This window comes from Isoptericola sp. NPDC057653, from assembly GCF_042799955.1.
Lineage (GTDB): Bacteria > Actinomycetota > Actinomycetes > Actinomycetales > Cellulomonadaceae > Isoptericola.
In genome coordinates this window covers 163,440-186,624 of record NZ_JBHVHP010000001.1, presented here as the reverse complement: position 1 = coordinate 186,624, position 23,185 = coordinate 163,440, and the positions used below count along the sequence as shown (strand labels likewise).

Sequence of the window (23,185 nt, the reverse complement as noted above, 5' to 3'; positions counted from 1 at the left end):
ACGGGAGCCTAGCCGGGGGACGCCGGCGCGACCGCACGCGGATCAGGTGAGGTGGTCGAAGTCACCGCGCACCCACGCCGCGTGGCGGTCGGCCGAGCGGAGGACGACGGCACGGGCGTCCGCGGGGATCACGCCCTCGAAGTTGTTGTAGAGCCGCTCGAAGGGGCGCCGCGCCACGTGCTCGGCGACGCGCGTCACGACCGCCCCCGACAGCGGGATCCGGTTGGGGTAGCTGCGCATGAAGCTCACCGTGACGCGGTCGGGGTTCGCGAAGATCGTGTCGCCCGAGAGCAGCACGCCCCGTCCGTCCGCGCCGGTCCAGTGCACCACCGCCGAGCCGGGGAAGTGGCCGCCCGGCTGGCTCAGCACCACGCCGGGCAGCACCTCGCGCTCGCCGGACCAGGTCTCGACGACGGCGTCCGGCCGCGCCACCCAGCCGGCGTCCGCCTCGCTGACCAGCACGGGGACGGGCCGCCCGGTCGCCGCGGCGAGGCGCCGGCTCCACTCCACCTGGACGCCGTACATGTGCGGGTGGCTGGCGGCGATCACCACGTCCCCTCCGGCGGCGGCGTCCACCACCGCGGCCACCCCCGCGTCGTCGACGAAGCCGAGCGGGTCCCACAGCAGTGCGCCGGCGGGCGTGCGCACCACCTTGGCCTGCTGGCCGATGCCGAGGTGGGGCGTCGTGTGCAGGGCCAGGAGGTCGGGCTCGAGCTCGGCCACCTCGACGGCGCAGCCCTCCGCCACCAGCTCCTCGAGGGTGGCCCACGCCTGGCCGGTCGCGGGCACCCACTGGCGCTCGTCCGCGCAGATCGCGCAGACGTCGGGCCGGTCGGCGTGCTCGACGGCGCACGTGCGGCAGATCCAGAAACGGTCCGAGCCGGGAGTCGTCATGGGCCCAGACTTCCACCTCGCGACGGAGGCGCCCACCGCGCCGCGCTCCCTACGCTGGGCGGATGCCGCAGCAGACCGTGACGGGCCGTGCACCCGTGACCGCACCGGGCGAGCAGGGGTGGAGCGGACGCCTCGCCGCCTGGTGGGGGATCGACTCCGGGTGGGAGCGGGTCCCCGCCGACCCGGCCCGCGCGTACCGGAACGACCTCTGGCTCGGGGTGGCGTTCGTCGTCGTGTCCGTCGTGGGCACGGAGCTCGCCCGCAGCATCGGGTACTTCGAGGACGAGCCGGCCCCGCCGTGGGTGCTCTACCTGCTGTCCGCCGTGGGCGCCGCCCCGCTGGTGTGGCGCCGGCGGTACCCCCTGGTGGTCCTCTCCGTGGTGTACGCCCACTTCCTCGTGGTGGGGCTCACCGTCCCGATGGTGACGATGCTCGCCCCGCTGCAGGTCGTGTACTTCGTCGCCCTGTTCAGCGCGGTCGCGTGGGCGCGCGACCGGCAGGCGATGGTCGTGGTGGTCGGCGCCGCGCTGTTCGTCATGTTCGGCTGGCTGGCCTGGCAGTTCGCGGTCGGCGCGGGCATCGACGGCATCGTCGAGCAGATGGGGCTGGCCGACGAGCGGCCCGGCCTCGTGGACCCCGGCGTGGCCGTCACGGCCTACAACCTGCTGGTCAACTTCGCCTACTTCTACGGGGCCGTCGTGGCCGGTCAGCTCATGTGGCACGGCGCCCGGCGGCGCGAGCAGCTCGAGGACCAGGCCGCGACGATCGAGCGGCAGACGGCGGAGCTGCAGCGGCAGGCCGTCGTCACCGAGCGGCTGCGCATCGCGCGCGAGCTGCACGACGTCGTCGCGCACCACGTGTCCGTCATCGGCATCCAGGCCGCGGCCGCACGCCGGATGCTCGCGGGCGACCCGGCCGCCGCCGCGGCGCCGCTGGCCACCATCGAGGGGGAGTCGCGGGAGGCGGTGACGCAGATGCGCGGCCTGCTGGGCACCCTGCGCGGCATCGAGGACGGCGGGCGCGACGGCGTGCGTGACGGCGGCGTCGGCGGCGCGGGCCGTGCGCCGGAGCCGGGCCTGGCCGACGTCACCGGCCTCGCCGCCACCACCGGCGGGCTCGACGTCGAGGTGCGCGTGGTCGCCGAGCCGGGCGCCGTCGACGGCGTGCCCGGGCCCGTCGGGCTCAGCCTCTACCGCACCGCGCAGGAGGCGCTGAGCAACGTGCGCAAGCACTCCACCGCGCGGCGCGCGAGCGTCGTCGTGCGCGTCGACCGCCGCCCCGCACGGCGCGACGACCCGGACGCCCACCGCTTCCCGCACGGCTTCGCCGAGGTCGAGGTGCTCGACGACGGCCGCCCCCGCCCGGGCTCCGCCGGGACGGGGCTGGGGCTCGTCGGCGTGCGCGAGCGCGTCGCGACGCACGGCGGGCTGGCCGACGTCGGTCCGCGCGCCACCGGCGGATACCGTGTGCGGGTACGCCTGCCCCTGCCCGAGGACCGCCCGTGACACCCGCCGACGCGCCCGTGCGCGTGCTCCTCGTCGACGACCAGCGCCTGGTGCGCTCCGGCTTCGCGATGATCCTGTCCGTCGAGCCCGACGTGGAGGTGGTCGGCGAGGCCGCCGACGGCGCCCAGGCGCTGGAGCAGGTGCGCGCGCTGCGCCCCGACGTCGTGCTCATGGACGTGCAGATGCCCGTCATGGACGGCATCGAGGCCACCCGGCGCATCGTCGCCGACGACCTCGCCCGGGTGCTCGTGCTCACGACCTTCGACGACGACGCCTACGTGGACGACGCCCTGCGCGCCGGCGCGTCCGGCTTCCTGCTGAAGAACTCCGACGCCGACCGGCTGGTCGACGCCGTCCGCACCGTCGCGCAGGGGCACGCGCTCCTCGCGCCCGAGGTCACCCGGCGCGTCATCGAGCGGATGGTCGCGGGGGAGGGCCCTGCCGCGGTCGTGGGGGTCGCCACGGGTGCCGCGGCCGCGCCGTCCGACCCCCGACCGTCCGACCCGCGACCGTCCGACCCGCGGCTGGAGCACCTCACCCCGCGGGAGAGGGAGGTCCTGGTGCTGGTGGGTCGCGGGATGTCCAACGCCGAGATCGCGGCCGAGCTGTTCCTCGGCGAGGCGACCGTCAAGACGCACGTCTCCAACGTGCTGTCCAAGCTGCACCTGCGCGACCGCGTCCAGGCGGTCGTCTTCTACCACCGCACCCTGACGTAGCACCTGTCGACCTACCGGTCCTCGGAGGTGTCACCCGGTGCTACGTCGGTGCCCTGTGGACGAGGGGAGCGGGCCGCGAGCGCGTTCCGGTTGGCTGAGGGGATGCCCCGCGCGATCGTCGTCCCCCCGTCCCTGCGCCGCCTCGCCGCGAGGCAGGAGGGCCTGGTCGGCGTCGCGCAGTGCCGCGAGCACAGGATGACGGACCGCCAGGTGGGCGCGCTCGTCAGGCAGGGTCGATGGCGGCGCGTCATGCTCGGCGTGCTCGACACCGCGATCCCCTCAGGACGGGACGACCACCCGCTCGACCGCCGGCGTCGTCGGGCTGCGATCATCGGGCCGATCGCCTTCCCGGGTGCCGTCGCGACAGGGGTGGCGGCGCTGGTGCTGCACGGCGCCCAGGGCGCACCCGTGCGGGTGCTGCCGGAGGTGACCTTCCCCGACGGGTCGCCGCGGCGGAGCCGCAAGCCCGTCCGGATCCGCCGGGAACCGCTGCGCCGCTGGCTGGAGGTGGACGGCATCCCCTGCGTCCTGCCGGAGCTGGCCCTGGCGCAAGCCGTCCCGGAGCTCGACCGGCGCGACGCCGTCGCGCTCATGGACTCGGCGCGGCACCGACGCCTGGTCACGGATACTGAGCTCGGACGAGCCGTCGAGGCGGCCGGTGGCCGACGAGGCGCCGCCCGCTGCGCGGCATGGTGGGACGAGTCCGACCCGCGCGCGGAGTCGCCCGTCGAGTCGGCGGCACGGCTCGTGACGTCGGACGCGGGCTTCCCGCCGGACGCGCTCCAGCTGGTGATCCACGACGAGCGGGGCCGGTTCCTCGCCCGCCCGGACCTGGCGTGGATCCTGCCCGACGGCGGGATCGTGCCCGTGGAGCTCGACGGCAGGGACGTCCACTCCACGCCGGAGGCCGTGTTCACCGACCGGACCCGGCAGAACGCCCTGGTCGGGCGCGGCGCCAGGATGCTGCGGTACACGGGTCGCGACGTGACCAGCGGCGTCGTCGCCGGAGAGGTGGGTCGCCTGCTTGACCAGGTGGGCTGGATGCCGCGTCCCTGGCCCGCCGACATCCCGTTCGTCCTGTCGACGTAGTACCCGGTGACGGTTCAGGCGCAGAAGTGTCACCGGGTACTACGTCGAGGTCACGCGCGGGGCGTCAGCCGGATGACGGGCAGCTCGCGGTCGGTGCGGGACTGGTAGCGGGCGAACCCGGGGGAGCGGGTGGTGACCGCCCGCCAGGCGGCGGCGCGCTCGGCCCCGTGCAGCTCCTCGGCGACGACGGGCACCGTCCGACCGCCCGTCGTGACCGTCGCGCGGTCGGGGTGGGCCGCGAGGTTGAGGTACCAGGACGGGTTCGCCGCGGCGCCGGCGGCGGACGCGACGACGATCCAGCTGCCGTTCCCGCCCGGGAAGCCGCCGACGGGGGTGGACCGCTCCCGACCGGTCTTCCGGCCGATCGTCGTCAGCGCGAGGAGGTCGCCGGTGGCCCGGCCCGCGCGCCGCGCCATCCGGCGGTTCCGGCCGGCGAGGAAGCGGCCGCGCGGCTGGCGGGCGCCGCGGGTGCCCTGCGGGGAGGTGAACGTCATCGTGCTCTCCTTCGTCCGGGTGGCTCGTGGTGCAGGTGGCTCGTGCGTCCCGACGCACGGTGCCAGGGCTCGCCGCCGCCCGGTACCGACCGTCGTCCACCGTGCCGCGACGAAGGTCGGGGGTGGGCGCTCCGCCGTCGGGGGGAGCGTCGATCTCCGCCGCCGGGCGGATCCGCCGGGCGGGCGCGCTCCGTAGGTTCGTGGTCATGGACAACGACTTCCTCGAGGTACGGGGACTGACCAGGACGTTCGGCGACCTGACCGCCGTGGACGACGTGTCGTTCGCCGCGCCGGCGGGGCAGCTGACCGGGTTCGTGGGCGGCAACGGGGCCGGCAAGACGACCACGATGCGCATGATCATGGGCGTCCTGGCGCCCACGGCCGGCGAGGTGCGGTTCGGCGGGGCGCCGGTGACGCGCGCGGACCGCCGGGCGTTCGGCTACATGCCGGAGGAGCGCGGGCTGTACCCGAAGCAGCCGGTGCTGGACCAGCTCGTCTACCTGGCCCGGCTGCGGGGCATCCCGGCACCGAGGGCGCGCGCGGAGGTGCTCGACATGCTGGACCGGCTGGGCCTGGCGGGCCGGTCGAAGGAGCACGTGGAGAAGCTGTCGCTCGGCAACCAGCAGCGGGTGCAGATCGTGGCCGCACTGATGGGCGCGCCGCGGCTCCTGGTGCTCGACGAGCCGTTCAGCGGCCTGGACCCGGCGGCCGTCGACGGCATGGTCGACCTGCTCGCCGAGCACACCTCCCGGGGGGTGCCGGTGCTGTTCAGCTCCCACCAGCTCGACCTGGTGGAGCGGCTGTGCGAGCGGCTCGTCATCCTCAAGGCGGGGCGCGTCATGGCGGACGGCGCCCCGAGCGACCTGCAGCAGGCCGGCACGCTGCGGCACCGCCTCGTGGTCGACGGCGACGCCGGCTGGGTGCGCGGCGTGCCCGGCGTGCACGCGGTGGACGTCGACGGCCCGGTCGCGCTGCTCGAGGTGGCGGACGACGCCGCCCTGCAGCGCCTGCTCGCCGGCGCCCTCGAGCGCGGCGGCGTCCGCGAGCTCACCCCCCTCCGGCCCACGCTGGCCCAGATCTACCGCGAGGTGACGGCATGACCACCACGACCCCGACCCGCCCGGACACGCACCGGCCCGACGCCGGCCGCCCGCACGACGAGGGCACGCGCGGCGCGTGGCTCGTGGTGATGAACCGCGAGATCGTGGTGCGCGCCCTGAACAAGACGTTCCTCGTGGGGCTGCTCGTCTCCGTGGTGATCATCGCGGCGCTGTCGGCGTTCTTCGCGTGGCAGAGCGGCAAGACGGACACGTTCACCGTCGCGGTCGGCGCGGGGGACACGACGGCGACGGCGGCGGTCGAGGCGGCGGACGCCGTCCCGGAGGAGCAGGGCGGGGGCGCCGAGCTCACGGTCCTCGACGTGCCTGACGACGCGGCCGCGCGCGCGGCGCTCGCGGACGGCGACGCGGACGCGTGGCTGCACCCCGCCGACGGGGACGACGGCTGGGTCCTGACCGGCGAGGCGAGCCCCGACTCGACGCTCGCCCGCCTGATCACGGCGGGCGTGGCGGCGCAGACGCTGGAGACCAACGCGGAGGCGGCGGGCACCACCACGGCGGAGCTCACCGCGGGCGGCACGGTGACCACGGACCGGCTCGACGGCCGGGCGCTGGACCCGCAGGCCCTGTTCTTCGCGTCGTTCGGCCTGGCGCTGCTGTTCTTCATCGGCGTCATCGGCTCGGGGCAGATGATCGCGGGCAGCGTGGTCGAGGAGAAGCAGTCGCGCCTGGTGGAGATCATGGCCACCGCGGTGCCGCTGCGTCAGCTGCTGGCGGGCAAGATCCTGGGCAGCTCGGTGGTGGCGCTGGCACAGAACGTGGTCTTCGCGGCGGTGGGCCTGGCGGCGCTGTCGTTCACGCCGGCCGCGTCGATCCTGCCCGCGCTCTCGACGTCGCTGGTGTGGTTCGTGCTGTTCTTCGCCGTCGGCTTCCTGGGCCTGGCCGCCCTGTACGCGGTGGCGGGTGCCCTCGCGTCGCGCATGGAGGACCTGCAGCACACCACCACCCCGATGACGATGGGGATCATGGGCGTCTACTTCCTGACGTTCTCCGCCAGCGGCACCCTGCAGACCGTGCTGTCGTACGTCCCCGTGGCGAACGTCGTCGCGATGCCGGTGCGCGTGCTGTCCGGGTCGGCCGCGTGGTGGGAGCCGGTCGTGTCGCTGCTGATCCTCGTCGCCTTCGCCGTCCTCGCCGTCCTCGTCGGGGAGCGGGCCTACCGCGGGGCCCTGCTGCAGACGGGCGGCCGGGTCTCCTGGAAGCGCGCGCTCGCGCGTGCGTGACCGAGCGACCGACCCGGCGACCGGCGGAGCGACGGTAGGGGAGTCCCCCGAAATCGCTCAGGGTTGTCCCCCGATCCCTGGCAAAACCCTGGGATCGGGGGGCACGCCCTGTCTAGCGTCGGCCTCATGACCGCCGTCGACGCCGCCCGCCTGCAGTTCGCGCTGCTCGCCGGGACCCACTTCCTCTTCGTCCTGGTGACGCTGGGACTGGGCCCCGTCGTGGCGATCCTTCAGACGCGCTGGGCGCTGGGCCGCGACGCGGCCCGGGCGGCGACGCTCGAGAGCGCGACCCGCTTCTGGGGTCAGCTCTACCTCGTCAACTACGCGCTCGGCATCGCCGCCGGCATCGTCATGGAGCTGCAGCTCGGCCTGCACTTCCCCGGCCTGCTCGACGTCGCCGGCGGCGTGTTCGGGGCCCCGCTGGTCATCGAGACGATGGCGGCGTTCTTCCTGGAGTCGACGTTCCTGGGGCTGTGGGTGTTCGGGTGGCACGTGCTGCCCCGGTGGGCGCACACGGCGGCGTTCTGGGCGGTCGTCGTGACGGGGTACCTGTCGGCGTTCACGGTGATGGTGGCCAACGGGTTCCTCCGCAACCCCGTCGGCTTCACCATGACCGGCGGTGAGGCCCGCGTCACCGACGTGGCGGCGCTCATCACCAACCCCGCGGCGCTGCTGTCCGCGCTGCACGTGGTGGGCGCCTGCCTCATGGCGGGCGCCTTCCTGCTGGTCGGGGTGAGCGCGTGGCACCTGCGCCGCGCGACGACGAGGCTGCCGGGGGTCGTCGCGGCCGGCGTCCCCGGCGCCGTGCTGTCGCCGGAGAACGACGTGTGGCGGCGGTCGTTGCGCATCGGCCTGGTCACCGGGACGGTCGGGGCGTTCGTGGCGGTCGGCTTCGGGTACGCGCAGTTCGGGTACCTGCAGGCCGTGCCGGGCGGCGACCCGCCCGTGGTGGGCATCGCGTACGCGGTGATGCAGGGCGTGGGCCTGCTGACGTTCGTCGTCGGGTGCGTGCTGCTGCTCCTGCTGCCGCGCCAGGCGCTGTTCCGCCTGTGGGGCCCGCTGCGCAACGGCCTGTTCGCCACCCTCACCGCCCTGCTGCCGGTCCCGTTCCTCACCGCGCTGCTGGGCTGGGCGGCGCGCGAGATCGGCCGGCAGCCCTGGGCGATCGCGGGCGTCCTGCGCACGGAGGACGCGGTGTCCGGCGCGTCCGCGGCGGTCGTCATCACGTCCCTCGTGGTGCTGGTCGGCGTGATGGTCACCCTCGCCGTCGTCGACTGGACGGTCATGGCGCGCCTGGCCCGCCGCGGCCTGACGCGGCTCGCGCTCGGCGCCCCGCCCGCGGAGGTGCTGCGCGACGTCGACGGCGGCCCGGACGACGCCGGTGCTCCCGGAGCCGGCGCCGCGGACCGCGCCGACGTCCTCACCTTCGGAGGTGCACGATGAACGCGCTCGGCTGGGGCCTGCTCCTGACGGTCCTCCTGGGGGGCTGGGCCGCGCTGGACGGCGCGGTGCAGGGCGGCGTGCCGCTGGTGCGCGCCCTCGGCGGCCGGGACGACTCGCGCCGCCGCGTGGTCCTCGCGACCGTCGCGCCGCTGCTGCTGCTCGGCGAGGTGTGGCTGGTCGCCGCCGCGGGCGTCCTCGTCGCGGCGTTCGGGCACGCCGAGACGCTCCTCTGGTCGGCGGGCTACCCGTTCGTGGTGGCCCTGCTGGTGGCCTGGGTGGTGCGCGACGCCGCGCTGTGGCTGCGCAGCCGGCTCGCGGGGTCGCGCTGGCGGGAGCGGTGGGACGTCGTCGCGCAGGTCGCGTCCCTCGCGCTCCCGGCGGCGTTCGGCGCGATCGCGGGGGTCGCCTGGGTGCAGCTGTCGGTGGTGGGCGCGCAGGCCGACGGCGGCTCGGGGGCCGCGCAGGCGCTCGCCGTCGGCATCCCGGTCGTCACCGCGGGCCTCGGCGTCGCGGCGGCGCGGGTGCACGGCGGGCTCGTCGTCGCGGCCCGGGCGCCCGCCGCCCTCGCGGCAGAGGCCCGGCGGCGCGTGCGGCGCGCCCTGGTGCCGGCCGCCGCCCTGGCCACCCTCGCGGCGCTCGCCGCGCTGGCCGTGGCCGCCCTGGGCACGGCGTCCGCGCTCGTCGCGGCGGTGCTGCTCGTCGCCACGGCGGGGCTGGCGCTCGCGGCCCGGTTCGACCTCGACCGCGGCGTGCACCGCACGGGGGCGGTGCGGGGCGCGGGGCCGGTCCTCGCGGTCGTCCCCGTCGTGGCGACGGCCGCCGTCGTGGGGCCCGCGGTCCTCGCGCTCGCCGCGCCGCCCGCCGTGCTGCACGGCCTGACGTGGCCGGTGCTGGGCGCCTTCGCCGCCGTGCTGGTGGCGCAGGCCGTGAGCTGGCGGGTGCTGCTGCGCCCGCTGGGGCCGCGCACGGTCGTCTTCCTCTGACCGGCCGAGCCCGCCCGCGGCACTCCTGACGCGGACGTCACGCCGGGGCAACACGGCCGCAACGCGTGCGGCGCAGCATGGGGGCGTGCGGCCGGACGGGCCGCCGGAAGGAGGCCCTGATGTCCATGTCCACCACGCCGGTCCCGACGCCCCTCACGATGCCGACCCGCCCGAGCCTGCCCCGGCCGGTCGCGGCGGCGCCGGCCCGCCCGGCGCACCCCGTCGGCGAGGCCCCTGCCCGTCGCGCCAACCCCGGCGACCGGCTCACCGTGGACCCGGACGACCGGCGCCGCCGGGCCCGCACGGCGCTGCTCGAGCTGGCGGTCTCCCGCAGCGTGGAGCGCGGCCGGGTGATCTGACCGGCGCGCCGCGGGACGCGGGGCGCCGGTCCGTGGGCGCGCCGCTACCCTCCGTCCATGTCGCGTCGCCGGAGCTCGATGGCCACCTTCGACCTCCAGCCGGACGAACCGGAGACGGTCGACGACGCCGCGGAGCCCGAGGACGTCCCGCCCGGCGCGGGGGAGCGCCTGGTCGCGGCGGTCCGCCGGGTGCGGCCGCGCACGTGGGGGATCGTCGCGGGCGCGGTCGCGGGCGCGGTCGTCCTCACCGTCGGCGGCACGGCCGCCGGGAACGCCCTCGCGGAGCGGCACCGGCTGGACCTCCTGGTCGCCGCGCCCGGCGGGGTGCGCGACGCCGCCGCGGCCGTGGCCGACGAGGGCTGGAGCGCGGACACCGACAGCGGCGTGCTGGCGGTGCTCGCCGGCGGCGTCGTCGTCGCGCAGGACGGGACCGACGCCGTCGGCCTCGACGCGGCGACCGGCGACGAGGCGTGGCGGGAGCCCCTCGGCGAGCAGGTCGAGTGCGGCCCCGGCCCGGTCGACCCGGTGGAGTGGACGATGCCCCTCGACGAGGTGGTGTGCCTCAGCGGGGACCTGACGGACCGCGCCGTCTCGGTGATCGCCGCGGACGGCACGGTCGTCGGCACGCGCGGCCTGGGCGACGTCTCCGGGGTGACGGTCGCCCCCGCCGCGGGCGGGACGGTCCTCGTGGTCGAGCCGGACGGGCCGCTGCCCGAGGCCCGGGGGTTCGCGGACGAGGACGCGGCGCTCCGCGCGCTCGAGACGCTGGACGGGCCGGGCCTGCGGGTGCGGGTCGAGGACGCGCTGAGCGGCGACGTCCGCGCCACCGTGGACGTCCCGTTCGACCCGGCGGCCACGGACCAGTGCCTCCTGTGGATGAACGACACGATCGAGCTGGACTTCGCCGGCTACGGTCTGCGCTCGTCGCCGGGCCTCGTCGAGCTGGGCCGGTGCGGCGCGCACCTCGTGTGGACGCCCCCGGGGGCGGGGGAGACGGCGCCGGTCGTCGGGGCGCCCGGGAACGGCGAGGCGGTCCTGCGGTCCGTCGACGGCGGGGTCGCCGTGCCGCAGGAGGACGGCCGGTCGCGGCTGACCGCGCTGGACGGGCCGGACGTCGTGCTGCCCGGTGTCCTGCTCGACCCGGCGGCCACGGACGGCTCGGCCGGCCCGCGGCTCGTCCTGACGGCCGACGGCCTGACGGCGCTGGACCCCGCCGCCCTGGGCGGCGACCCGCTGTGGGTGCGGCCCCGTCAGGGCGGACCCGTGCCGGAGGAGGAGCCGGGCCTGCTCGACGACGGCTCCGAGGTGCTGGTGCGGACGGCCGGCACGGTGCTGCTCCAGCAGCCCGACGGGGTGCTCGTGGGCCTGGACGCCGGGACGGGCGCGGAGCGCTGGTCGGTCGGCGAGCCGGTGCCGGGCTGGCAGGACGACCGGTGGCTCCAGGGCGCGCTGACGGACGGCCGCGAGGCGCTGCTGACGGTCGCGGGGGACGACGACGGGTACGCGCTGGTGCGGCTCGACCTGGCCACCGGGCGGGTGCTCCAGGAGGACTCCCGCGCGGAGCGGCTCGGTGAGCGCCCGGCGGCGCTCGGCGGCATCCTCCTGCTGCGGACGACGGAGGGCGACGGGGCCTCGTACGTCAGCGAGGACGGGATCACGGTGCATCGCGATCCCGGGTCGCTGCGGGGTGCCGGCCGGGCTTAGTTTCGAGGTGTGGCCCGACGGCACGGCGCCGACGACGACGCCTTCACGTTCGACCTCGAGCCCGACGGCGACGAGGAGGACGAGGTTGCGGCCGAGGTGCGGACCACGCGCCGGCCCGCCGTGTCGGACGGCCCGCTCCTCATCGACCTCGACCCGGCGGACGACGTCGACCTCGACGAGCTGCCGCCCGAGGAGCCCGTCGGGCTGACCCTGCGTCAGGCGGCCGACCGTGTCCGCGGGTTCCTGCGGGGGCGGCGGCTGGTCGCGGCGGTGGTGGTCGTCGCGGCGGCGCTGACGGCGGTCGTGGTGGACACGGTGGGCGACCGTGGCCGGCTCGCGGCGCTCCGTGCCGCGCCGGGCGGCGTGCTGGACCTCACCGACGAGCCGCGCGAGGTGTGGCGGGTCCCGACGGAGGGCAGCGCGCCCGGCGGCCTGGTGGGGGTGCTCGGCGGCCTGGTGGTGGCCCAGCAGGGGCCCGCCCTGCTCGGTCTGGACGTGGAGACGGGGGACCGGCGCTGGAGCGTGGCCCTGCCCGACGGGTCGACCACCTGCGGGCCGGGCATGCAGGTCTGGTCCGGCGACTTCCAGCCGTCGCCGACGGAGCGCATCGTGTGCGTGTCGGCCCGGCCGGCCGCCGGCGGCGGCCGCAGCACCGTCACGGTGGTGGACGCCGACGGGACGGTGGCGGGCTCGCGGGAGGTGGGGTTCGCGTCGACGATGGCGTTCCCCGGGCCCGACGGCGGCCTCGTGACGACGGAGTGGGTGGGCGACGCCGCGCCGGTCGACCCGGAGGTGGCGGACGAGGTCGCGGCGGGCGCGGCGGGCGCGGGGGCGATCCCCGACGGCTACGACCTGCGGGTCCGCCTGGAGGACGGCGCCACCGGGAAGGTCCGCTGGGAGAAGACCATGCCGTTCGACGCCACGGTGGACCCGGCGATGTGCGTGCGCTGGGCGGAGGACGGCACGACGTCGGGGGTGGACCTGCGCGGCGGGGTGCAGACCTCGATCACGGACCACGTGCTGTGGCTGGGCGGCTGCGGCGTCGACGCGTGGTTCACGCCGGACGGCGTGCGGCTGGACCGGCCCGGGGACCGGCCGACGTTCGAGGGGTTCTCGGTGGAGCCGCTCGCGACGGGCGGCTACCTGGCCGGGGTCGACGCGGACGCCGTCCTGCGGGGCGGCGACGACCCGGACCGGCTGCTGCGCGCGGACGGCAGCGAGGTGCGTGCGCTCCGGGGCCGCTACCTGGTGCCGCTGAGCACGGACGGCGGCGGCGACGGGGTGGTGCTGGAACGGCGCCGGGACGCCACGGTGGCGACCGACGCCGACGGCGACGAGCTGTGGAGCACCGACCTGCGCGCCTCGAACCTGCTGGTCCGGACGGCGCAGGTGGCGGTGGTCGTGGACGAGGGCCGCCGCGTGTACGGGCTGGACCTCGGCACGGGCGAGGTGCTGTGGTCGCGGCCCGACCTCGTGGAGGGGGTCGACGCGCTCGGCGCCTACGGGCCGCGGTTCGTGGAGGCGGCATTCACCGACGGGCGGCTGGCCGCGTTCGTGGTGCCGGACTACGCCCGTGGCGACGTCGTGCACTGGGTAGCGCTCGACGCCGCCACGGGACGGCAGCTCTGGCAGCTGCAGCTCGGCGGCGACGGCTGGGGGGTCCAGCTCGCCGTCGCCGGGCGGCTCGTGCGGTGGTCACCGACCGAGATCGTCGGCCTCGGCTGACGGGTCGTCGGTGTCGTCCGCGTCGGCGTCGGTGACGTCGGTCGCGTCCGCCAGCACGAGGTAGACCTCGCGCCGGGCCCTGTCGAGCACCGCGGCCGCGGCCTCGGCCTGGGCGCGGCTGCCCGCGCGGGCGACCTGCTCGACGGCGCCGCCGAGGGCGCGCATCGCGACGTGCAGCTCGTGGCCCTGGCGGCGCGGGTCCTCGGCCACCTTCTGCCACGGGTTGCCGAGCTCGTCGCGGTGCTCCTCCACGTAGGCGCGGCCCTCGTCGGTGAGCGAGGCGAGGCGTCGTCCGCCGTCGTCCGCCACGGAGACGAGGCCCTCGTCCTGGAGCTGGGAGATGGCCGGGTAGACGGCGCCCGGGCTCGGACGCCAGCGGCCGTCGGTGCGCGAGGCGAGCTCGGTGATCACCTGGTAGCCGTGCATGGGCTGCTCGGAGAGCAGCAGGAGGAGCGCGGCGCGGATCTCGCCGCGGCCGGCGCGGCGGCCGCCGCCCCGGTGCCCGCGCGGGCCGAAGCCCGGGCCGAAGCCCGGAGGGACAGGCGGGAACCCGGGGCCGAAGCCGTCGGGGCCGGGGAACTCCCCGCGCCGGCGGCGGTCGCCACGGGGGCCGGGCTGCCGGTCGAAGGGGTGCCGGTCGAAGGACCGGGGATCGAAGGATCGGGGGTCGAAGGTCGTGTCTCGGGGGGTACGCATGAGCGGTGTCCTCACTGTGTGGGATTCAGGGTTCGTGTCGGCCGGGGAGTGCCTGCGGCACCTCTACCTCGGGCGGCGACGTATCTAAGATAGGACGCGATATATCGTTACGCAACCCCTGACAGCGTGTGACCTGAGTCACTCTGATTCCGGTTCGGTGACGGCCCCGGGAGAACGCGCGGGCGGGCGCTTACGTTGTTCGGCATGGACGTCCTCCTCGTCAGCGTGCTCGCGGCGGTCGTCGTCATCGCCGTCACCGCCCTGGCACCCCGCGCCGGGGTCGCCGCGCCGCTGGTGCTGGTGCTGGTCGGCGTCGCCGTGAGCTTCCTGCCCGTCGTCCCGGCCATCCCGATCAACCCCGAGGTCATCCTCGTGGGGGTGCTGCCGGCCCTGCTCTACGCCTCGGCGGCGTCGTTCCCGTCCATGGACTTCCGCCGCGACTTCACCGCGATCGGCGGCATGGCCGTGCTGCTCGTGGTCATCTCCGCCGTCCTCCTCGGGTTCGTCTTCTCGGCGGTCATCCCGGGCATCGACCTCGCCGCCGGCATCGCCCTGGGCGCCATCGTCAGCCCGACGGACGCCGTCGCCACGTCGATCATCAAGAAGCTGGGCGCACCGCAGCGGGTCGTGGTCATGCTCGAGGGCGAGGGCCTGCTCAACGACGCCACGTCGCTGGTGCTGCTGCGCTCCGCCATCGCGGCGACGGCCGTGAGCGTCAGCGTGTGGGGCGTGGTCGGCAGCTTCGTCAAGGCGGTGCTCCTCGCCGTCGTCATCGGCCTGATCGTGGGCCGCCTCGGCCTGTGGGTCCGCGAGCACCTGAAGCATGCCGCCCTGTCCACCGCCGTGTCGTTCGTGGTGCCGTTCGCGGCCTACCTGCCGGCCGAGGAGCTCGACGCCTCCGGCATCGTCGCCGCCGTCGCGGCCGGCCTCGTCACCAGCACGCTCTCCGCGCGGCACCTGCGCCCCCAGGACCGGGTCGCGGAACGCATGAACTGGCGCACCATCGAGACCCTGCTCGAGGGCGGGCTGTTCCTGGCCATGGGCCTCGAGGTCTTCGGCCTCGTCGAGGACGTGCGCGAGGCCCACGGCTCCCTCTGGCTGGCGGTGGGCGTCGCGACCCTCGCGGCGGTGTGCGTGATCGCGCTGCGCGCGATGTTCGTGCTGCCGCTGCTGCGCTACCTCGCGGCCCGGCGGCGGCGCGCGGAGCAGGTGCGCGAGACGCTCGACCAGATGGAGCGGCGCGTCTCCGCGAAGCTCGACGAGCTCAGCGACTCCCGCGGGATCATCACGCCGCAGGCGGCCACCGAGCTCGCGACGTCGTGGTCGACGGGGGACCAGCGGGTCTGGGAGCTCGGGAACGTGCGCCGCCAGGTGCAGAAGCAGCAGCGCCGCCGCAGCGTCCAGGCGGCGAAGCGGGCGGCGGCGGGGTCGCTGTCCGAGGGCCAGCGGGAGCGGCTGCGCAAGCGCCGCATGGACCGGGTCACGGAGTTCCGGCGCCGGTTCACGCGGCGGATCGCCGACGTCGACTACCTGCTCGCGGCCCCGCTCGGGCCCAAGGAGGGCGTGGTCATCGTGTGGGCGGGCATGCGCGGCGTCGTGACGCTGGCCGCGGCCCAGACGCTTCCCAACGACTTCCCGCAGCGCTCGCTGCTCATCCTCATCGCGTTCGGCGTCGCCGCCGGCACCCTGCTGGTGCAGGGCGGCACGCTGCCATGGGTGGTGCGCCGGCTGGGCCTGTCGGGCGTCACCTCCTCCCGGTTCGTGGAGGGTACGGAGGGCCTGCGCGAGATCGTCGACGGCACCGCCAGCGAGATGCTCGACGACCCCGACCTGCGCCGCAAGGACGGCACCCCGTACGCGCCGTACGTCGTCGAGCGGGTGCGGTCGGTCGTCGTGCGGGAGCAGGCCGACCAGGACGAGGAGGAAGCCACGCCCGAGGAGCTGTCCCAGCAGTTCTTCGAGCTCCGCCTCGCGACGATCGCCGCGCAGCGCAAGGCCCTGCTCGAGGCCCGGGCCGTGGGGACGTACGACTCGGACCTGCTGAGCAGGGCCCTGGAACAGCTCGACGCCGACCAGATCGCCGTCGAGATGCGGGGGCACCTCGACGGCTGATCCGGCCGGCGTCGGTCGGTCAGGCCGCCATGATCAGGACGACGAGATCTCGCTGCGGGCCACGCGCCACAGGCCGCCGACGAGCGGGGCGACCACCCAGATGAGGGCCGCGGTGCCGAGGTGCGCCCAGCCCTCGCCGTCGAGCCCACCGCCGAAGAGCAGCGGCTCGGTCGCGGTGCCGAGGTCGATCCACGGGATGGCGCCGGCCATGCCGGGCACGAGCCCGGCGAGGAGGCCGAAGAGCGTCGGCACCAGGAGCAGCGTCACGATCGCGCCGGGCGTGCTGCGCAGCAGCAGGCCGAAGCCCACGCCCTGCGCCATGAACAGCACCACGGTGAGCGCGAGCAGGAGGACCGACTGGAACGACAGGTCCCACGCGGGGGTGGCGTCGCGGAACACGATCACCAGCAGGTGCGCGAGGGCGGCGAGGCCGACGGTCAGCACGAGGAGCGCGAGGCCGGAGCCGATGGCGCCGACCACCTTCGCCAGGCCGACGCGGGTGCGGCGCGGCTCGAGGGTGAACGTCACGAGGGCGGTGCGCTGCGACCACTCGGAGGTCGCCGCGAGCACGCCCACGATGGGCAGCAGCATGGCGGACGGCGTCGTCGTACCGATGACGAAGGCGCTGAACGAGTGGTTGCCGCCGTTCACGCCTACCATCACGGCGAGGACCGCGATCGTGACGATCGCGATGACGGCGAGCATCCAGCGCCCGGCGCGGGTGTCGAGCTGCTTGCGCCACTCGACCAGCGTGAGCGTGCCGAAGGAGATGGGCCGGACGTCCGCGCGGGAGCTGCGGGTCCTGGTCGCGTCCTGCGCGACCGTCGATGCGGTGGTCATGCCGGCACCTCCGTCCGGGTCTGCTCGCGGGCGTCGTCGGCGGTGAGCTCGAGGAAGAGGTCCTCGAGGCCGCGGGAGTCGGCGGCGCGCAGCTCGGCGAGCACGACGCCCGCCGCGGCGGCCGCGCGGCCGACGTCGATCGGCTCCGACTCGACGGAGAGCCCGCCGGTGACGAGCTCCTCGACGCCGGCGCCGCCCTGCCGCAGGGCGCGGGCCAGCGCGGCGTCGTCGGTGGAGCGGACGAACGTGCCGGCCTGCCGCAGCAGGTCGTCCTTGTGGCCCTCGGCGACGACGCGGCCGCGGCCGATGACGACGATCCGGTCGGCCACGGCCTCCATCTCGCGCAGCAGGTGCGAGGAGAGCAGCACGGTGCCGCCGCGGGAGGCGAAGTCGTCGAGCAGGTCGCGCATCCAGCGGATGCCGGCCGGGTCGAGGCCGTTGGCGGGCTCGTCCAGGATGAGCACCTCGGGGTCGCCGAGCAGGGCGGACGCGAGGCCGAGCCGCTGCCGCATGCCGAGGGAGTACTGGCCCACGCGGCGGGCGGCCTCCCGGTCGGTGAGGCCCACCAGCTCGAGGGTGGTGTCGATGCGGCGGCGGTCGACGCCGGTCATGAGCGCGCCGAGCGTGAGCACCTCGCGGCCGGTGCGGCCGGAGTGCTGGGCGCCCGCGTCGAGCAGCACGCCCACGCGCCGGCCGGGGTTGGCGAGCGCGGTGAACGGCTTGCCGAGGACGCGTGCCGAGCCCGACGTCGCGGGCGTGAGCCCGCAGATCATGCGCATCGTCGTGGACTTGCCGGCGCCGTTCGGGCCGAGGAAGCCCGTGACGTGGCCGGGCTCGACGGTGAACGACACGTCGTCCACGGCGGCGGCCGGCCCGTATCTCTTGGTGAGGTGCTCCACGGTGATCATGGGCTCCAGCCTGCCCGGGCGTGGGCGTCCGCGCGTCCGGCGAGGGGATGGTTCGTGTCCTCCTTCCGGAGGATGCGCCCCCTCCGCCCGGCGGATGCCCGGCGGCCCGCCGGTGCCTAGGCTCGACGTCGTGCCCGACGCTCCCGCCCGCCCGACCCGCGCCCTTCGCGTCTGGGGAGAGGCATGGCGGCTGCTCGTGGCGCTGCTCACGGGGCTGACGGTGATGCTGCTCGTCGCCTGGGAGGCGGACACCGGGCAGCGGGTCATGACCGACGGCCAGTGGGCGCTCGACTTCCTCGTCGGCCTGGCCGGCCTGGGGCTCCTGCTGCTGCGCCGCCGGGCGCCCCTGACGATCGCCCTGGTGCTGTGCGCGGCGGCGTCGGTCTCGTCCCTGGTGGTCGGCGCGGAGACCATCGCGGTGATCTCCCTGGCCACGGGGCGGCGGTGGTGGAAGATCGCCGTCGCCGGGGTGGTGTTCGTGGCCGCGGGGCGTGTGCACAGCTCGTTGCACCCGTACGTCACCCCGGAGTCGTACGACCGGTGGATCGAGCTGGTCGGTGGCGTGGTCATGTACGCCCTGTTCGTCTGGATCGGCGCGTACATCGGCCTGCGCCGCGAGCACCTGGTGTCGCTGCGGGAGCGGGCCGAGACGGCGGAGCGGGAGCAGGCGAGCCGCGTCGCGCAGGCGCGGACGGCGGAGCGCACGCGGATCGCGCGCGAGATGCACGACGTCCTCGCGCACCGCATCTCGCTGGTCGCGATGCACGCCGGCGCGCTGGCCTATCGCACGGACCTCCCGCCCGAGAAGGTCGCCGAGACGGCCGCCGTGGTGCAGGACAACGCCCACGCGGCGCTCGCCGAGCTGCGCGAGGTGCTCGGCGTGCTGCGCGCGACCTCGCCCGGTGAGCCCGGGGAGCCCGGGGTGCCGGCCGCCCCCGAGCCGCCGCAGCCCTCGCTCGTGGACCTCGACGAGCTCCTCGCCGAGGCGCGGGCGAACGGCGCGGACGTGCGCCTCGCGGCGCGCACGGGCGGGACGGACGGGCTGGGCGAGGTCGTGAGCCGGCACGCGTACCGGATCGTGCAGGAGGGGCTGACCAACGCGCGCAAGCACGCCCCGTGGGCGCCGGTGACGGTGGCCGTGAGCGGCGCGCCGGGCGAGGGGCTGACGATCGTGGTCCGCAACCCGGTGCGCACCGTGGGGCCGGCGCCCGCCGGCCCCGCCGCGCCGGAGTCCGGCCTCGGGCTGGTGGGTCTCACGGAGCGGGTCGACCTCGTCGGGGGCCGGCTCTCGCACGGCACGACGCCGGACGGGCGCGGCGCGGAGTTCCGGCTGGAGGCTTGGCTACCGTGGTCCGCGGCAGAGCTGGACAGGGCGAGGGGGACGGCATGAACGGGACGACGCGCGTGGTGCTGGTCGACGACGACCCGCTGGTGCGGTCGGGGCTGACCCTCATCCTGGGCGGCGACCCGGACCTGGAGGTGGTCGCCTCGGCGTCCGACGGCATGGAGGCGCTGGCCGTGGTCGCCCGGGAGCGGCCGGACGTCGTCCTCATGGACATCCGCATGCCGCGCCTGGACGGCATCGAGGCGACGCGGCGGCTGCGCGACCTCCGCGACCTGCGCGACGTGCGCGTCATCGTGCTCACGACGTTCGACGCCGACGACATGATCGTCGAGGCCCTCCGCGCCGGGGCCGCCGGGTTCCTGCTCAAGGACACGCCCCCGGCGCGCCTGGTGGAGGCCGTCCGGGCCGCGGCCGCCGGGGAGCCGACCCTGTCTCCACGCGTGGCCGAGCAGCTCATCGCGGCCGTCACCGACCGCTCCGCCCCCGACGGCCGCCGGGCCGCGGCCGCGCGGCTCGACGCGCTGACCGACCGCGAGCGGGAGGTCGCGCTCGCCGTCGCCCGCGGGCTGTCCAACGCCGACATCGCCGGGGAGCTCTACATGAGCGTGCCCACCGTGAAGACGCACGTCTCGCGCATCCTCACCAAGCTGGACGCCGCCAACCGCGTGCAGGCGGCGATCGTCGTGCACGACGCCGGGCTCGCGGACGCCTGAGGTCCCCGCGACCCGCGCGCCGTCGGGCCCGGGCAGGCCTCGCCCGAGCTCGAGAGGCACGCGCGTGTCGCGTGTCGCGTGTGCCGGCGTGTCCTCGGCTCGAGGACGTTGTCTTCTTTCGCTCCGCCGGCAGACCGAGAGTGCCTCCCGCCAGGCGGGCGCGGATCCTGCGCAGCACGCATCTCTCGCGGGACGGGAACGGTGCCCGTCGGGGCGGAGGGAGTCCGGCGGGGCGGTCGTTGCGGGCGGGGCCGCATCGGTGACGGTCGGGCGCGCGGAACTCCCGGGCTGCCGACGGAGCGAAAGAAGACAACGTCCTGGCGGCGACGGCGCGCCCGGGCCGCGACACGCCGGGGCTGGCTGACGCCGCGCGGGGAGTACCCGCTGACGAGCCGACCGACGGGCGGGAGGCGCCCGGGGCCGTCTGCGGCGACCGGCAGTGGCGCCTGAAGTGACGATCCCCAGGGCTCACCAGGGCGAGCGGACGCGGGGTGGCTCGGTGAGCAGGTCGGTCACGTGGCAGCCGTAGAGCGAGGCGAGCCGCCCGACGTCGTCGAGCGACCACGGCACCTGGCCGGTGTAGCGGGCGGAGACCGCGGAGCGTGAGCGCCCGAGCGCCAGGGACAGGTCCTGCTGGGTCATGCCCCGCCTGGCGCTCTCGTACCGGATGGCGCCCGCGGCAGCCTCGGCGAGGCCGTCGGGCAGCAGCCGGCGGGCGCGCCTCCGGGGTCGGGGAGCCCCGGGGCCGCCTTCGGCGTCGTCGACGTCGGGATCGAGGTCCGGGTCGGTGGCGGGGACCCAGAAGGGGTCGGTGGCGCGGCGGAGGCGGGTCGTCGCGTCCTCGGCCGTCTCGACGGTCTCGGCGGTCTCGGCGGTCTCGGCGGCGAGGGGGTCGGTGGTCGCGTCGGTGGTCATGCCCGGCATGCTCGCGGACCGGCGTACCCCGCCGCTCCGGTCCTCCACAGGCGGGGCCTTCGTCCACAGGCGGGGCCTTCGTCCACAGGCGGGGCCTTCGTCCACAGGCGCGGCCGTCGCCCGACGGTCGCGGCCGCCCGGTGGTCAGCCCAGCCGCTCCCGCAGCCAGGCGATGTCCGGGCCCATGTCGCCGTGGGTCTCGCAGACGACGGGGGCGCCGGCCGCCGCGACCACGCCGACCAGCAGCTCCGCGGGGATGTTCCCGTCGCTGAAGTGTGCGTGGCGGTCGGCGCCCGACCCGGCGGTGTCGCGAGAGTCGTTGGCGTGCACCAGGTCGATGCGGCCGGTGATCGCGCGGATGTCGTCGACGGCGGTCGCGAGGTCGATGCCGCCCGCCCAGGCGTGGCAGGTGTCGAGCGTGAAGCCGACGTTCTCCGCGCCGTTCGCCCGCATCACGGCGGCCCAGAGCAGCTCCAGCCGGTCGAGGCGGCGCGCCAGCGAGAAGTCGCCGCCCGCCGTGTTCTCGATGAGGACGGGCACGTCGGTCTCGAGCGCGTCGATCGCCTTGCGCCAGTTGTCGAAGCCGACGTCCGGGTCGTCCTTCGCGGTGACGTGACCGCCGTGCACGACGACGCCCCGCGCCCCGATCTCGCCGGCGCCGGTCATGATCTGCTGCAGCAGCTTGCGGCTCGGGATGCGGATGCGGTTGTTGGTGGACGCCACGTTGATGACGTACGGCGCGTGCACGTAGACGTCGATCCCCGCGGCCGCCGTCTCCTCGCGGAACGCCTCCGCGCCGCCCGGGTGGGCGGAGTCGTCGAACGGCGGCACCTTCCACGCCTGGGGGTCCGAGAGGAACACCTGCACCACCTCGGCCCCGATCTCCGCCGCCTGCGCGACGGCGTCCGACAGGTCGACGTGGGCCCCGATCTTCACGCTCATGCGCCCCACCCTAGGGCGCGCGTCCGACGAGGACGCGGCGGGTGCGTCAGCGCTGCTGCGCCTCCCGCAGCACCTGGCGGGCCGTCTGCGTGAGGGGGATGCCCTCGCGGACCGACCGCTCCAGCAGCACCTCGTAGGCGTTCGCCGGGTCGATCCCCATCTGGTAGGCGAGGGCCCCCTTGGCCTGCTCGATGACGACCCGCCCGCCCAGCGCGCGCCGCAACCGCCGGTCCACCTCGTCCGGGCGCAGGCGCTCCGGCTGCACGATGACCAGGGTCACCATGCTCGCCAGGGCCCGCGCCGCACGTGCCGACTCGTCGTCGAGGGCTTCGGCCCCGCGGCCGAAGATGTTGAGCCCGCCGAGCACGCCGCCCTGCCAGTCGAGCGGGAAGGCGTGCACGGCCTCGAAGCCGGCACCGACGATCGCCGGGCCGACGCCGGGCCACCGGGCGACGATCTCGTCACGGCCCGTGGCGGCCACGGGCCGGCCGGTCCTGATCACGTCGACGCACGGCCCCTCGTCGCGCTGCGTCTGGAAGAGCTCGATGTAGGTGGCCCGGTGCGACGTGGCGGCGAGCAGCTCGAGGGGCCCGTCGTGGGTGCGGACGAGGATGCCCGCCGCGTCACCGCGGGCGAACTGGGTGGCGTCCCGCGTCAGGCGCAGGAGCAGGTCGGCGACGTCGTGCTCCCGGAGGAGCTCTGCCGCCACGTCGGCGAGCGAGTCGGCAGGGGTGCGCAGCGTCATGGCTCCATGGTTCCTTCTGTCTCGTCGTCCGATGTGAAGTCGAGCCGACCGTCCAGGACGTCGTCGACGACGTCCTGCAGTGTCGAGGACCGGGCGAAGGCGTGCGCCCGGAGCACGGCGAGGGCGTCGGCGGGCGGGATCCGCAGCTGTGCCGTCACCATGCCGGCAGCCTGGTGGATGCGGGCCTGGACCGACCAGTCGAGCGGCTCCAGGTCGTCGAGGAGCGAGGTCCCGACCGCGTCGGCGAGGAACTGCACGTCCACGAGCGTGCGGGCGAGGTGGTCGTCGGCGGCGTACAGGCTGAGCACCCCCATCACCGTGCCCCGGACCCGCATCGGCACGGCGTACGCCGTCCCCGGGCCGCTGATGGACCGCACCATCTGGGAGAACACCGGGAACGCGCTGCCCGCGTCCCCGTTGATCGGCGTCACCACCATCCGGTCCTGCTCGAGCGCGAGCTGGACCGGACCCTCGCCGAGCACCTCCTGCAGGTCCTCGATCCGCGCGGAGACCCCGTCGGAGGTCGTGACCACCAGGCGCTCGTCAGGGGAGGGGGACACCGTCAGGGCGCCGCTCTCGGCACCGACCACCTCCACGCACGCGATGCAGAGTCGTGCCGCCAGCGGCAGGTCCCCGTCGATGCGCGCCAGCGCGTCGGCCAGCAGGCCCAACAGCTTCGACCCGTCCACCTGCCCCCGCACCTCCTCGCGTCCCGA

22 protein-coding genes are annotated in these 23,185 nt (G+C 75.7%); 13 read left to right on the top strand and 9 right to left on the bottom strand.

Going from position 1 to position 23,185, the window contains the following annotated elements; translation table 11 throughout:
• Positions 1-42: 42 nt before the first annotated feature.
• Complete coding sequence (locus ACFU9A_RS00775) at positions 43-894, bottom strand: hydrolase (protein ID WP_430573350.1); 852 nt, start codon at positions 892-894, stop codon at positions 43-45.
• A gap of 62 nt (positions 895-956) precedes the next feature.
• On the opposite strand from ACFU9A_RS00775, the gene ACFU9A_RS00770 reads away from it, so the two are divergent.
• The 3 genes from ACFU9A_RS00770 to ACFU9A_RS00760 all read left to right on the top strand — a co-directional run bounded on the left by ACFU9A_RS00770 (position 957) and on the right by ACFU9A_RS00760 (position 4,204).
• Positions 957-2,399 (top strand): sensor histidine kinase, encoded by a 1,443-nt coding sequence (locus ACFU9A_RS00770; protein WP_430573349.1) that lies wholly within the window; start codon positions 957-959, stop codon positions 2,397-2,399.
• A gap of 68 nt (positions 2,400-2,467) precedes the next feature.
• Positions 2,468-3,115, top strand: a complete 648-nt coding sequence (locus tag ACFU9A_RS00765; RefSeq protein ID WP_430575318.1) for a response regulator — start codon at positions 2,468-2,470, stop codon at positions 3,113-3,115.
• A gap of 102 nt (positions 3,116-3,217) precedes the next feature.
• Complete coding sequence (locus ACFU9A_RS00760) at positions 3,218-4,204, top strand: hypothetical protein (protein ID WP_430573348.1); 987 nt, start codon at positions 3,218-3,220, stop codon at positions 4,202-4,204.
• A 50-nt stretch (positions 4,205-4,254) separates the two neighbouring features.
• Here ACFU9A_RS00760 and ACFU9A_RS00755 read toward each other — a convergent pair whose 3' ends face one another.
• Positions 4,255-4,698 (bottom strand): nitroreductase/quinone reductase family protein, encoded by a 444-nt coding sequence (locus ACFU9A_RS00755; protein ID WP_430573347.1) that lies wholly within the window; start codon positions 4,696-4,698, stop codon positions 4,255-4,257.
• Between the two features lie 206 nt (positions 4,699-4,904).
• Between ACFU9A_RS00755 and ACFU9A_RS00750 the strand changes: the two genes are divergently transcribed.
• From ACFU9A_RS00750 to ACFU9A_RS00720, 7 genes are all read left to right on the top strand, one after another.
• Positions 4,905-5,798 carry an ABC transporter ATP-binding protein gene (locus ACFU9A_RS00750; protein ID WP_430573346.1) on the top strand — a complete coding sequence of 298 codons (894 nt, stop codon included), beginning with the start codon at positions 4,905-4,907 and terminating at the stop codon, positions 5,796-5,798.
• Positions 5,795-7,039 carry an ABC transporter permease gene (locus ACFU9A_RS00745; protein ID WP_430573345.1) on the top strand — a complete coding sequence of 415 codons (1,245 nt, stop codon included), beginning with the start codon at positions 5,795-5,797 and terminating at the stop codon, positions 7,037-7,039. The genes ACFU9A_RS00750 and ACFU9A_RS00745 overlap by 4 nt, the downstream gene beginning before the upstream one ends.
• Before the next feature lie 126 nt (positions 7,040-7,165).
• Positions 7,166-8,482: a cytochrome ubiquinol oxidase subunit I gene (locus ACFU9A_RS00740; RefSeq protein WP_430573344.1), complete on the top strand. Its 1,317-nt coding sequence runs from the start codon at positions 7,166-7,168 to the stop codon at positions 8,480-8,482.
• Positions 8,479-9,465, top strand: coding sequence for a cytochrome d ubiquinol oxidase subunit II (locus ACFU9A_RS00735; RefSeq protein ID WP_430573343.1), 987 nt, complete (start codon positions 8,479-8,481; stop codon positions 9,463-9,465). The genes ACFU9A_RS00740 and ACFU9A_RS00735 overlap by 4 nt, the downstream gene beginning before the upstream one ends.
• A 119-nt stretch (positions 9,466-9,584) precedes the next feature.
• On the top strand, positions 9,585-9,824 hold the full coding sequence (locus tag ACFU9A_RS00730) for a hypothetical protein (RefSeq protein ID WP_430573342.1): 240 nt from the start codon (positions 9,585-9,587) through the stop codon (positions 9,822-9,824).
• A gap of 57 nt (positions 9,825-9,881) precedes the next feature.
• Positions 9,882-11,528 (top strand): hypothetical protein, encoded by a 1,647-nt coding sequence (locus tag ACFU9A_RS00725; RefSeq protein ID WP_430573341.1) that lies wholly within the window; start codon positions 9,882-9,884, stop codon positions 11,526-11,528.
• A 9-nt stretch (positions 11,529-11,537) separates the two neighbouring features.
• On the top strand, positions 11,538-13,253 hold the full coding sequence (locus ACFU9A_RS00720; protein ID WP_430573340.1) for a PQQ-binding-like beta-propeller repeat protein: 1,716 nt from the start codon (positions 11,538-11,540) through the stop codon (positions 13,251-13,253).
• Here the strand turns inward: ACFU9A_RS00720 and ACFU9A_RS00715 are convergent.
• Positions 13,224-13,949, bottom strand: a complete 726-nt coding sequence (locus ACFU9A_RS00715; RefSeq protein ID WP_430573339.1) for a PadR family transcriptional regulator — start codon at positions 13,947-13,949, stop codon at positions 13,224-13,226. The genes ACFU9A_RS00720 and ACFU9A_RS00715 overlap by 30 nt on opposite strands.
• Before the next feature lie 204 nt (positions 13,950-14,153).
• Here ACFU9A_RS00715 and ACFU9A_RS00710 point away from each other — a divergent pair, with 204 nt between their 5' ends.
• Positions 14,154-16,061 carry a cation:proton antiporter gene (locus ACFU9A_RS00710; protein WP_430573338.1) on the top strand — a complete coding sequence of 636 codons (1,908 nt, stop codon included), beginning with the start codon at positions 14,154-14,156 and terminating at the stop codon, positions 16,059-16,061.
• A gap of 33 nt (positions 16,062-16,094) precedes the next feature.
• Here the strand turns inward: ACFU9A_RS00710 and ACFU9A_RS00705 are convergent, their stop codons facing one another.
• Positions 16,095-16,901: an ABC transporter permease gene (locus ACFU9A_RS00705; protein ID WP_430573337.1), complete on the bottom strand. Its 807-nt coding sequence runs from the start codon at positions 16,899-16,901 to the stop codon at positions 16,095-16,097.
• On the bottom strand, positions 16,898-17,809 hold the full coding sequence (locus ACFU9A_RS00700; RefSeq protein WP_430573336.1) for an ABC transporter ATP-binding protein: 912 nt from the start codon (positions 17,807-17,809) through the stop codon (positions 16,898-16,900). Before ACFU9A_RS00700 ends, ACFU9A_RS00705 begins: the two co-directional genes overlap by 4 nt.
• A gap of 130 nt (positions 17,810-17,939) precedes the next feature.
• Here ACFU9A_RS00700 and ACFU9A_RS00695 point away from each other — a divergent pair, with 130 nt between their 5' ends.
• Positions 17,940-19,199 carry a sensor histidine kinase gene (locus ACFU9A_RS00695; protein ID WP_430573335.1) on the top strand — a complete coding sequence of 420 codons (1,260 nt, stop codon included), beginning with the start codon at positions 17,940-17,942 and terminating at the stop codon, positions 19,197-19,199.
• Positions 19,196-19,867, top strand: coding sequence for a response regulator (locus ACFU9A_RS00690; protein WP_430573334.1), 672 nt, complete (start codon positions 19,196-19,198; stop codon positions 19,865-19,867). The genes ACFU9A_RS00695 and ACFU9A_RS00690 overlap by 4 nt, the downstream gene beginning before the upstream one ends.
• A 468-nt stretch (positions 19,868-20,335) precedes the next feature.
• On the opposite strand, the gene ACFU9A_RS00685 is transcribed toward ACFU9A_RS00690, so the two are convergent.
• From ACFU9A_RS00685 to ACFU9A_RS00670, 4 genes are all read right to left on the bottom strand, one after another.
• Positions 20,336-20,782: a helix-turn-helix domain-containing protein gene (locus ACFU9A_RS00685; protein ID WP_430573333.1), complete on the bottom strand. Its 447-nt coding sequence runs from the start codon at positions 20,780-20,782 to the stop codon at positions 20,336-20,338.
• Between the two features lie 144 nt (positions 20,783-20,926).
• Positions 20,927-21,724, bottom strand: a complete 798-nt coding sequence (locus ACFU9A_RS00680; protein WP_430573332.1) for a deoxyribonuclease IV — start codon at positions 21,722-21,724, stop codon at positions 20,927-20,929.
• Positions 21,725-21,770: 46 nt separating this feature from the next.
• Positions 21,771-22,469 (bottom strand): GAF and ANTAR domain-containing protein, encoded by a 699-nt coding sequence (locus tag ACFU9A_RS00675; RefSeq protein WP_430573331.1) that lies wholly within the window; start codon positions 22,467-22,469, stop codon positions 21,771-21,773.
• Entirely contained in the window at positions 22,466-23,158 is a 693-nt protein-coding gene (locus tag ACFU9A_RS00670; protein ID WP_430573330.1) for an ANTAR domain-containing protein, read from the bottom strand. The genes ACFU9A_RS00675 and ACFU9A_RS00670 overlap by 4 nt, the downstream gene beginning before the upstream one ends.
• Positions 23,159-23,185 lie beyond the last annotated feature (27 nt).

What these genes read in the sequence shown, in the direction of transcription:
- ACFU9A_RS00775 (WP_430573350.1), bottom strand. Translation starts at nt 894, where the DNA reads ATGACGACTCCCGGCTCGGACCGTTTCTGGATCTGCCGCACGTGCGCC.
- ACFU9A_RS00770 (WP_430573349.1), top strand. Translation starts at nt 957, where the DNA reads ATGCCGCAGCAGACCGTGACGGGCCGTGCACCCGTGACCGCACCGGGC.
- ACFU9A_RS00765 (WP_430575318.1), top strand. Translation starts at nt 2,468, where the DNA reads ATGATCCTGTCCGTCGAGCCCGACGTGGAGGTGGTCGGCGAGGCCGCC.
- ACFU9A_RS00760 (WP_430573348.1), top strand. Translation starts at nt 3,218, where the DNA reads ATGCCCCGCGCGATCGTCGTCCCCCCGTCCCTGCGCCGCCTCGCCGCG.
- ACFU9A_RS00755 (WP_430573347.1), bottom strand. Translation starts at nt 4,698, where the DNA reads ATGACGTTCACCTCCCCGCAGGGCACCCGCGGCGCCCGCCAGCCGCGC.
- ACFU9A_RS00750 (WP_430573346.1), top strand. Translation starts at nt 4,905, where the DNA reads ATGGACAACGACTTCCTCGAGGTACGGGGACTGACCAGGACGTTCGGC.
- ACFU9A_RS00745 (WP_430573345.1), top strand. Translation starts at nt 5,795, where the DNA reads ATGACCACCACGACCCCGACCCGCCCGGACACGCACCGGCCCGACGCC.
- ACFU9A_RS00740 (WP_430573344.1), top strand. Translation starts at nt 7,166, where the DNA reads ATGACCGCCGTCGACGCCGCCCGCCTGCAGTTCGCGCTGCTCGCCGGG.
- ACFU9A_RS00735 (WP_430573343.1), top strand. Translation starts at nt 8,479, where the DNA reads ATGAACGCGCTCGGCTGGGGCCTGCTCCTGACGGTCCTCCTGGGGGGC.
- ACFU9A_RS00730 (WP_430573342.1), top strand. Translation starts at nt 9,585, where the DNA reads ATGTCCATGTCCACCACGCCGGTCCCGACGCCCCTCACGATGCCGACC.
- ACFU9A_RS00725 (WP_430573341.1), top strand. Translation starts at nt 9,882, where the DNA reads ATGTCGCGTCGCCGGAGCTCGATGGCCACCTTCGACCTCCAGCCGGAC.
- ACFU9A_RS00715 (WP_430573339.1), bottom strand. Translation starts at nt 13,949, where the DNA reads ATGCGTACCCCCCGAGACACGACCTTCGACCCCCGATCCTTCGATCCC.
- ACFU9A_RS00710 (WP_430573338.1), top strand. Translation starts at nt 14,154, where the DNA reads ATGGACGTCCTCCTCGTCAGCGTGCTCGCGGCGGTCGTCGTCATCGCC.
- ACFU9A_RS00705 (WP_430573337.1), bottom strand. Translation starts at nt 16,901, where the DNA reads ATGACCACCGCATCGACGGTCGCGCAGGACGCGACCAGGACCCGCAGC.
- ACFU9A_RS00700 (WP_430573336.1), bottom strand. Translation starts at nt 17,809, where the DNA reads ATGATCACCGTGGAGCACCTCACCAAGAGATACGGGCCGGCCGCCGCC.
- ACFU9A_RS00690 (WP_430573334.1), top strand. Translation starts at nt 19,196, where the DNA reads ATGAACGGGACGACGCGCGTGGTGCTGGTCGACGACGACCCGCTGGTG.
- ACFU9A_RS00685 (WP_430573333.1), bottom strand. Translation starts at nt 20,782, where the DNA reads ATGACCACCGACGCGACCACCGACCCCCTCGCCGCCGAGACCGCCGAG.
- ACFU9A_RS00680 (WP_430573332.1), bottom strand. Translation starts at nt 21,724, where the DNA reads ATGAGCGTGAAGATCGGGGCCCACGTCGACCTGTCGGACGCCGTCGCG.
- ACFU9A_RS00675 (WP_430573331.1), bottom strand. Translation starts at nt 22,469, where the DNA reads ATGACGCTGCGCACCCCTGCCGACTCGCTCGCCGACGTGGCGGCAGAG.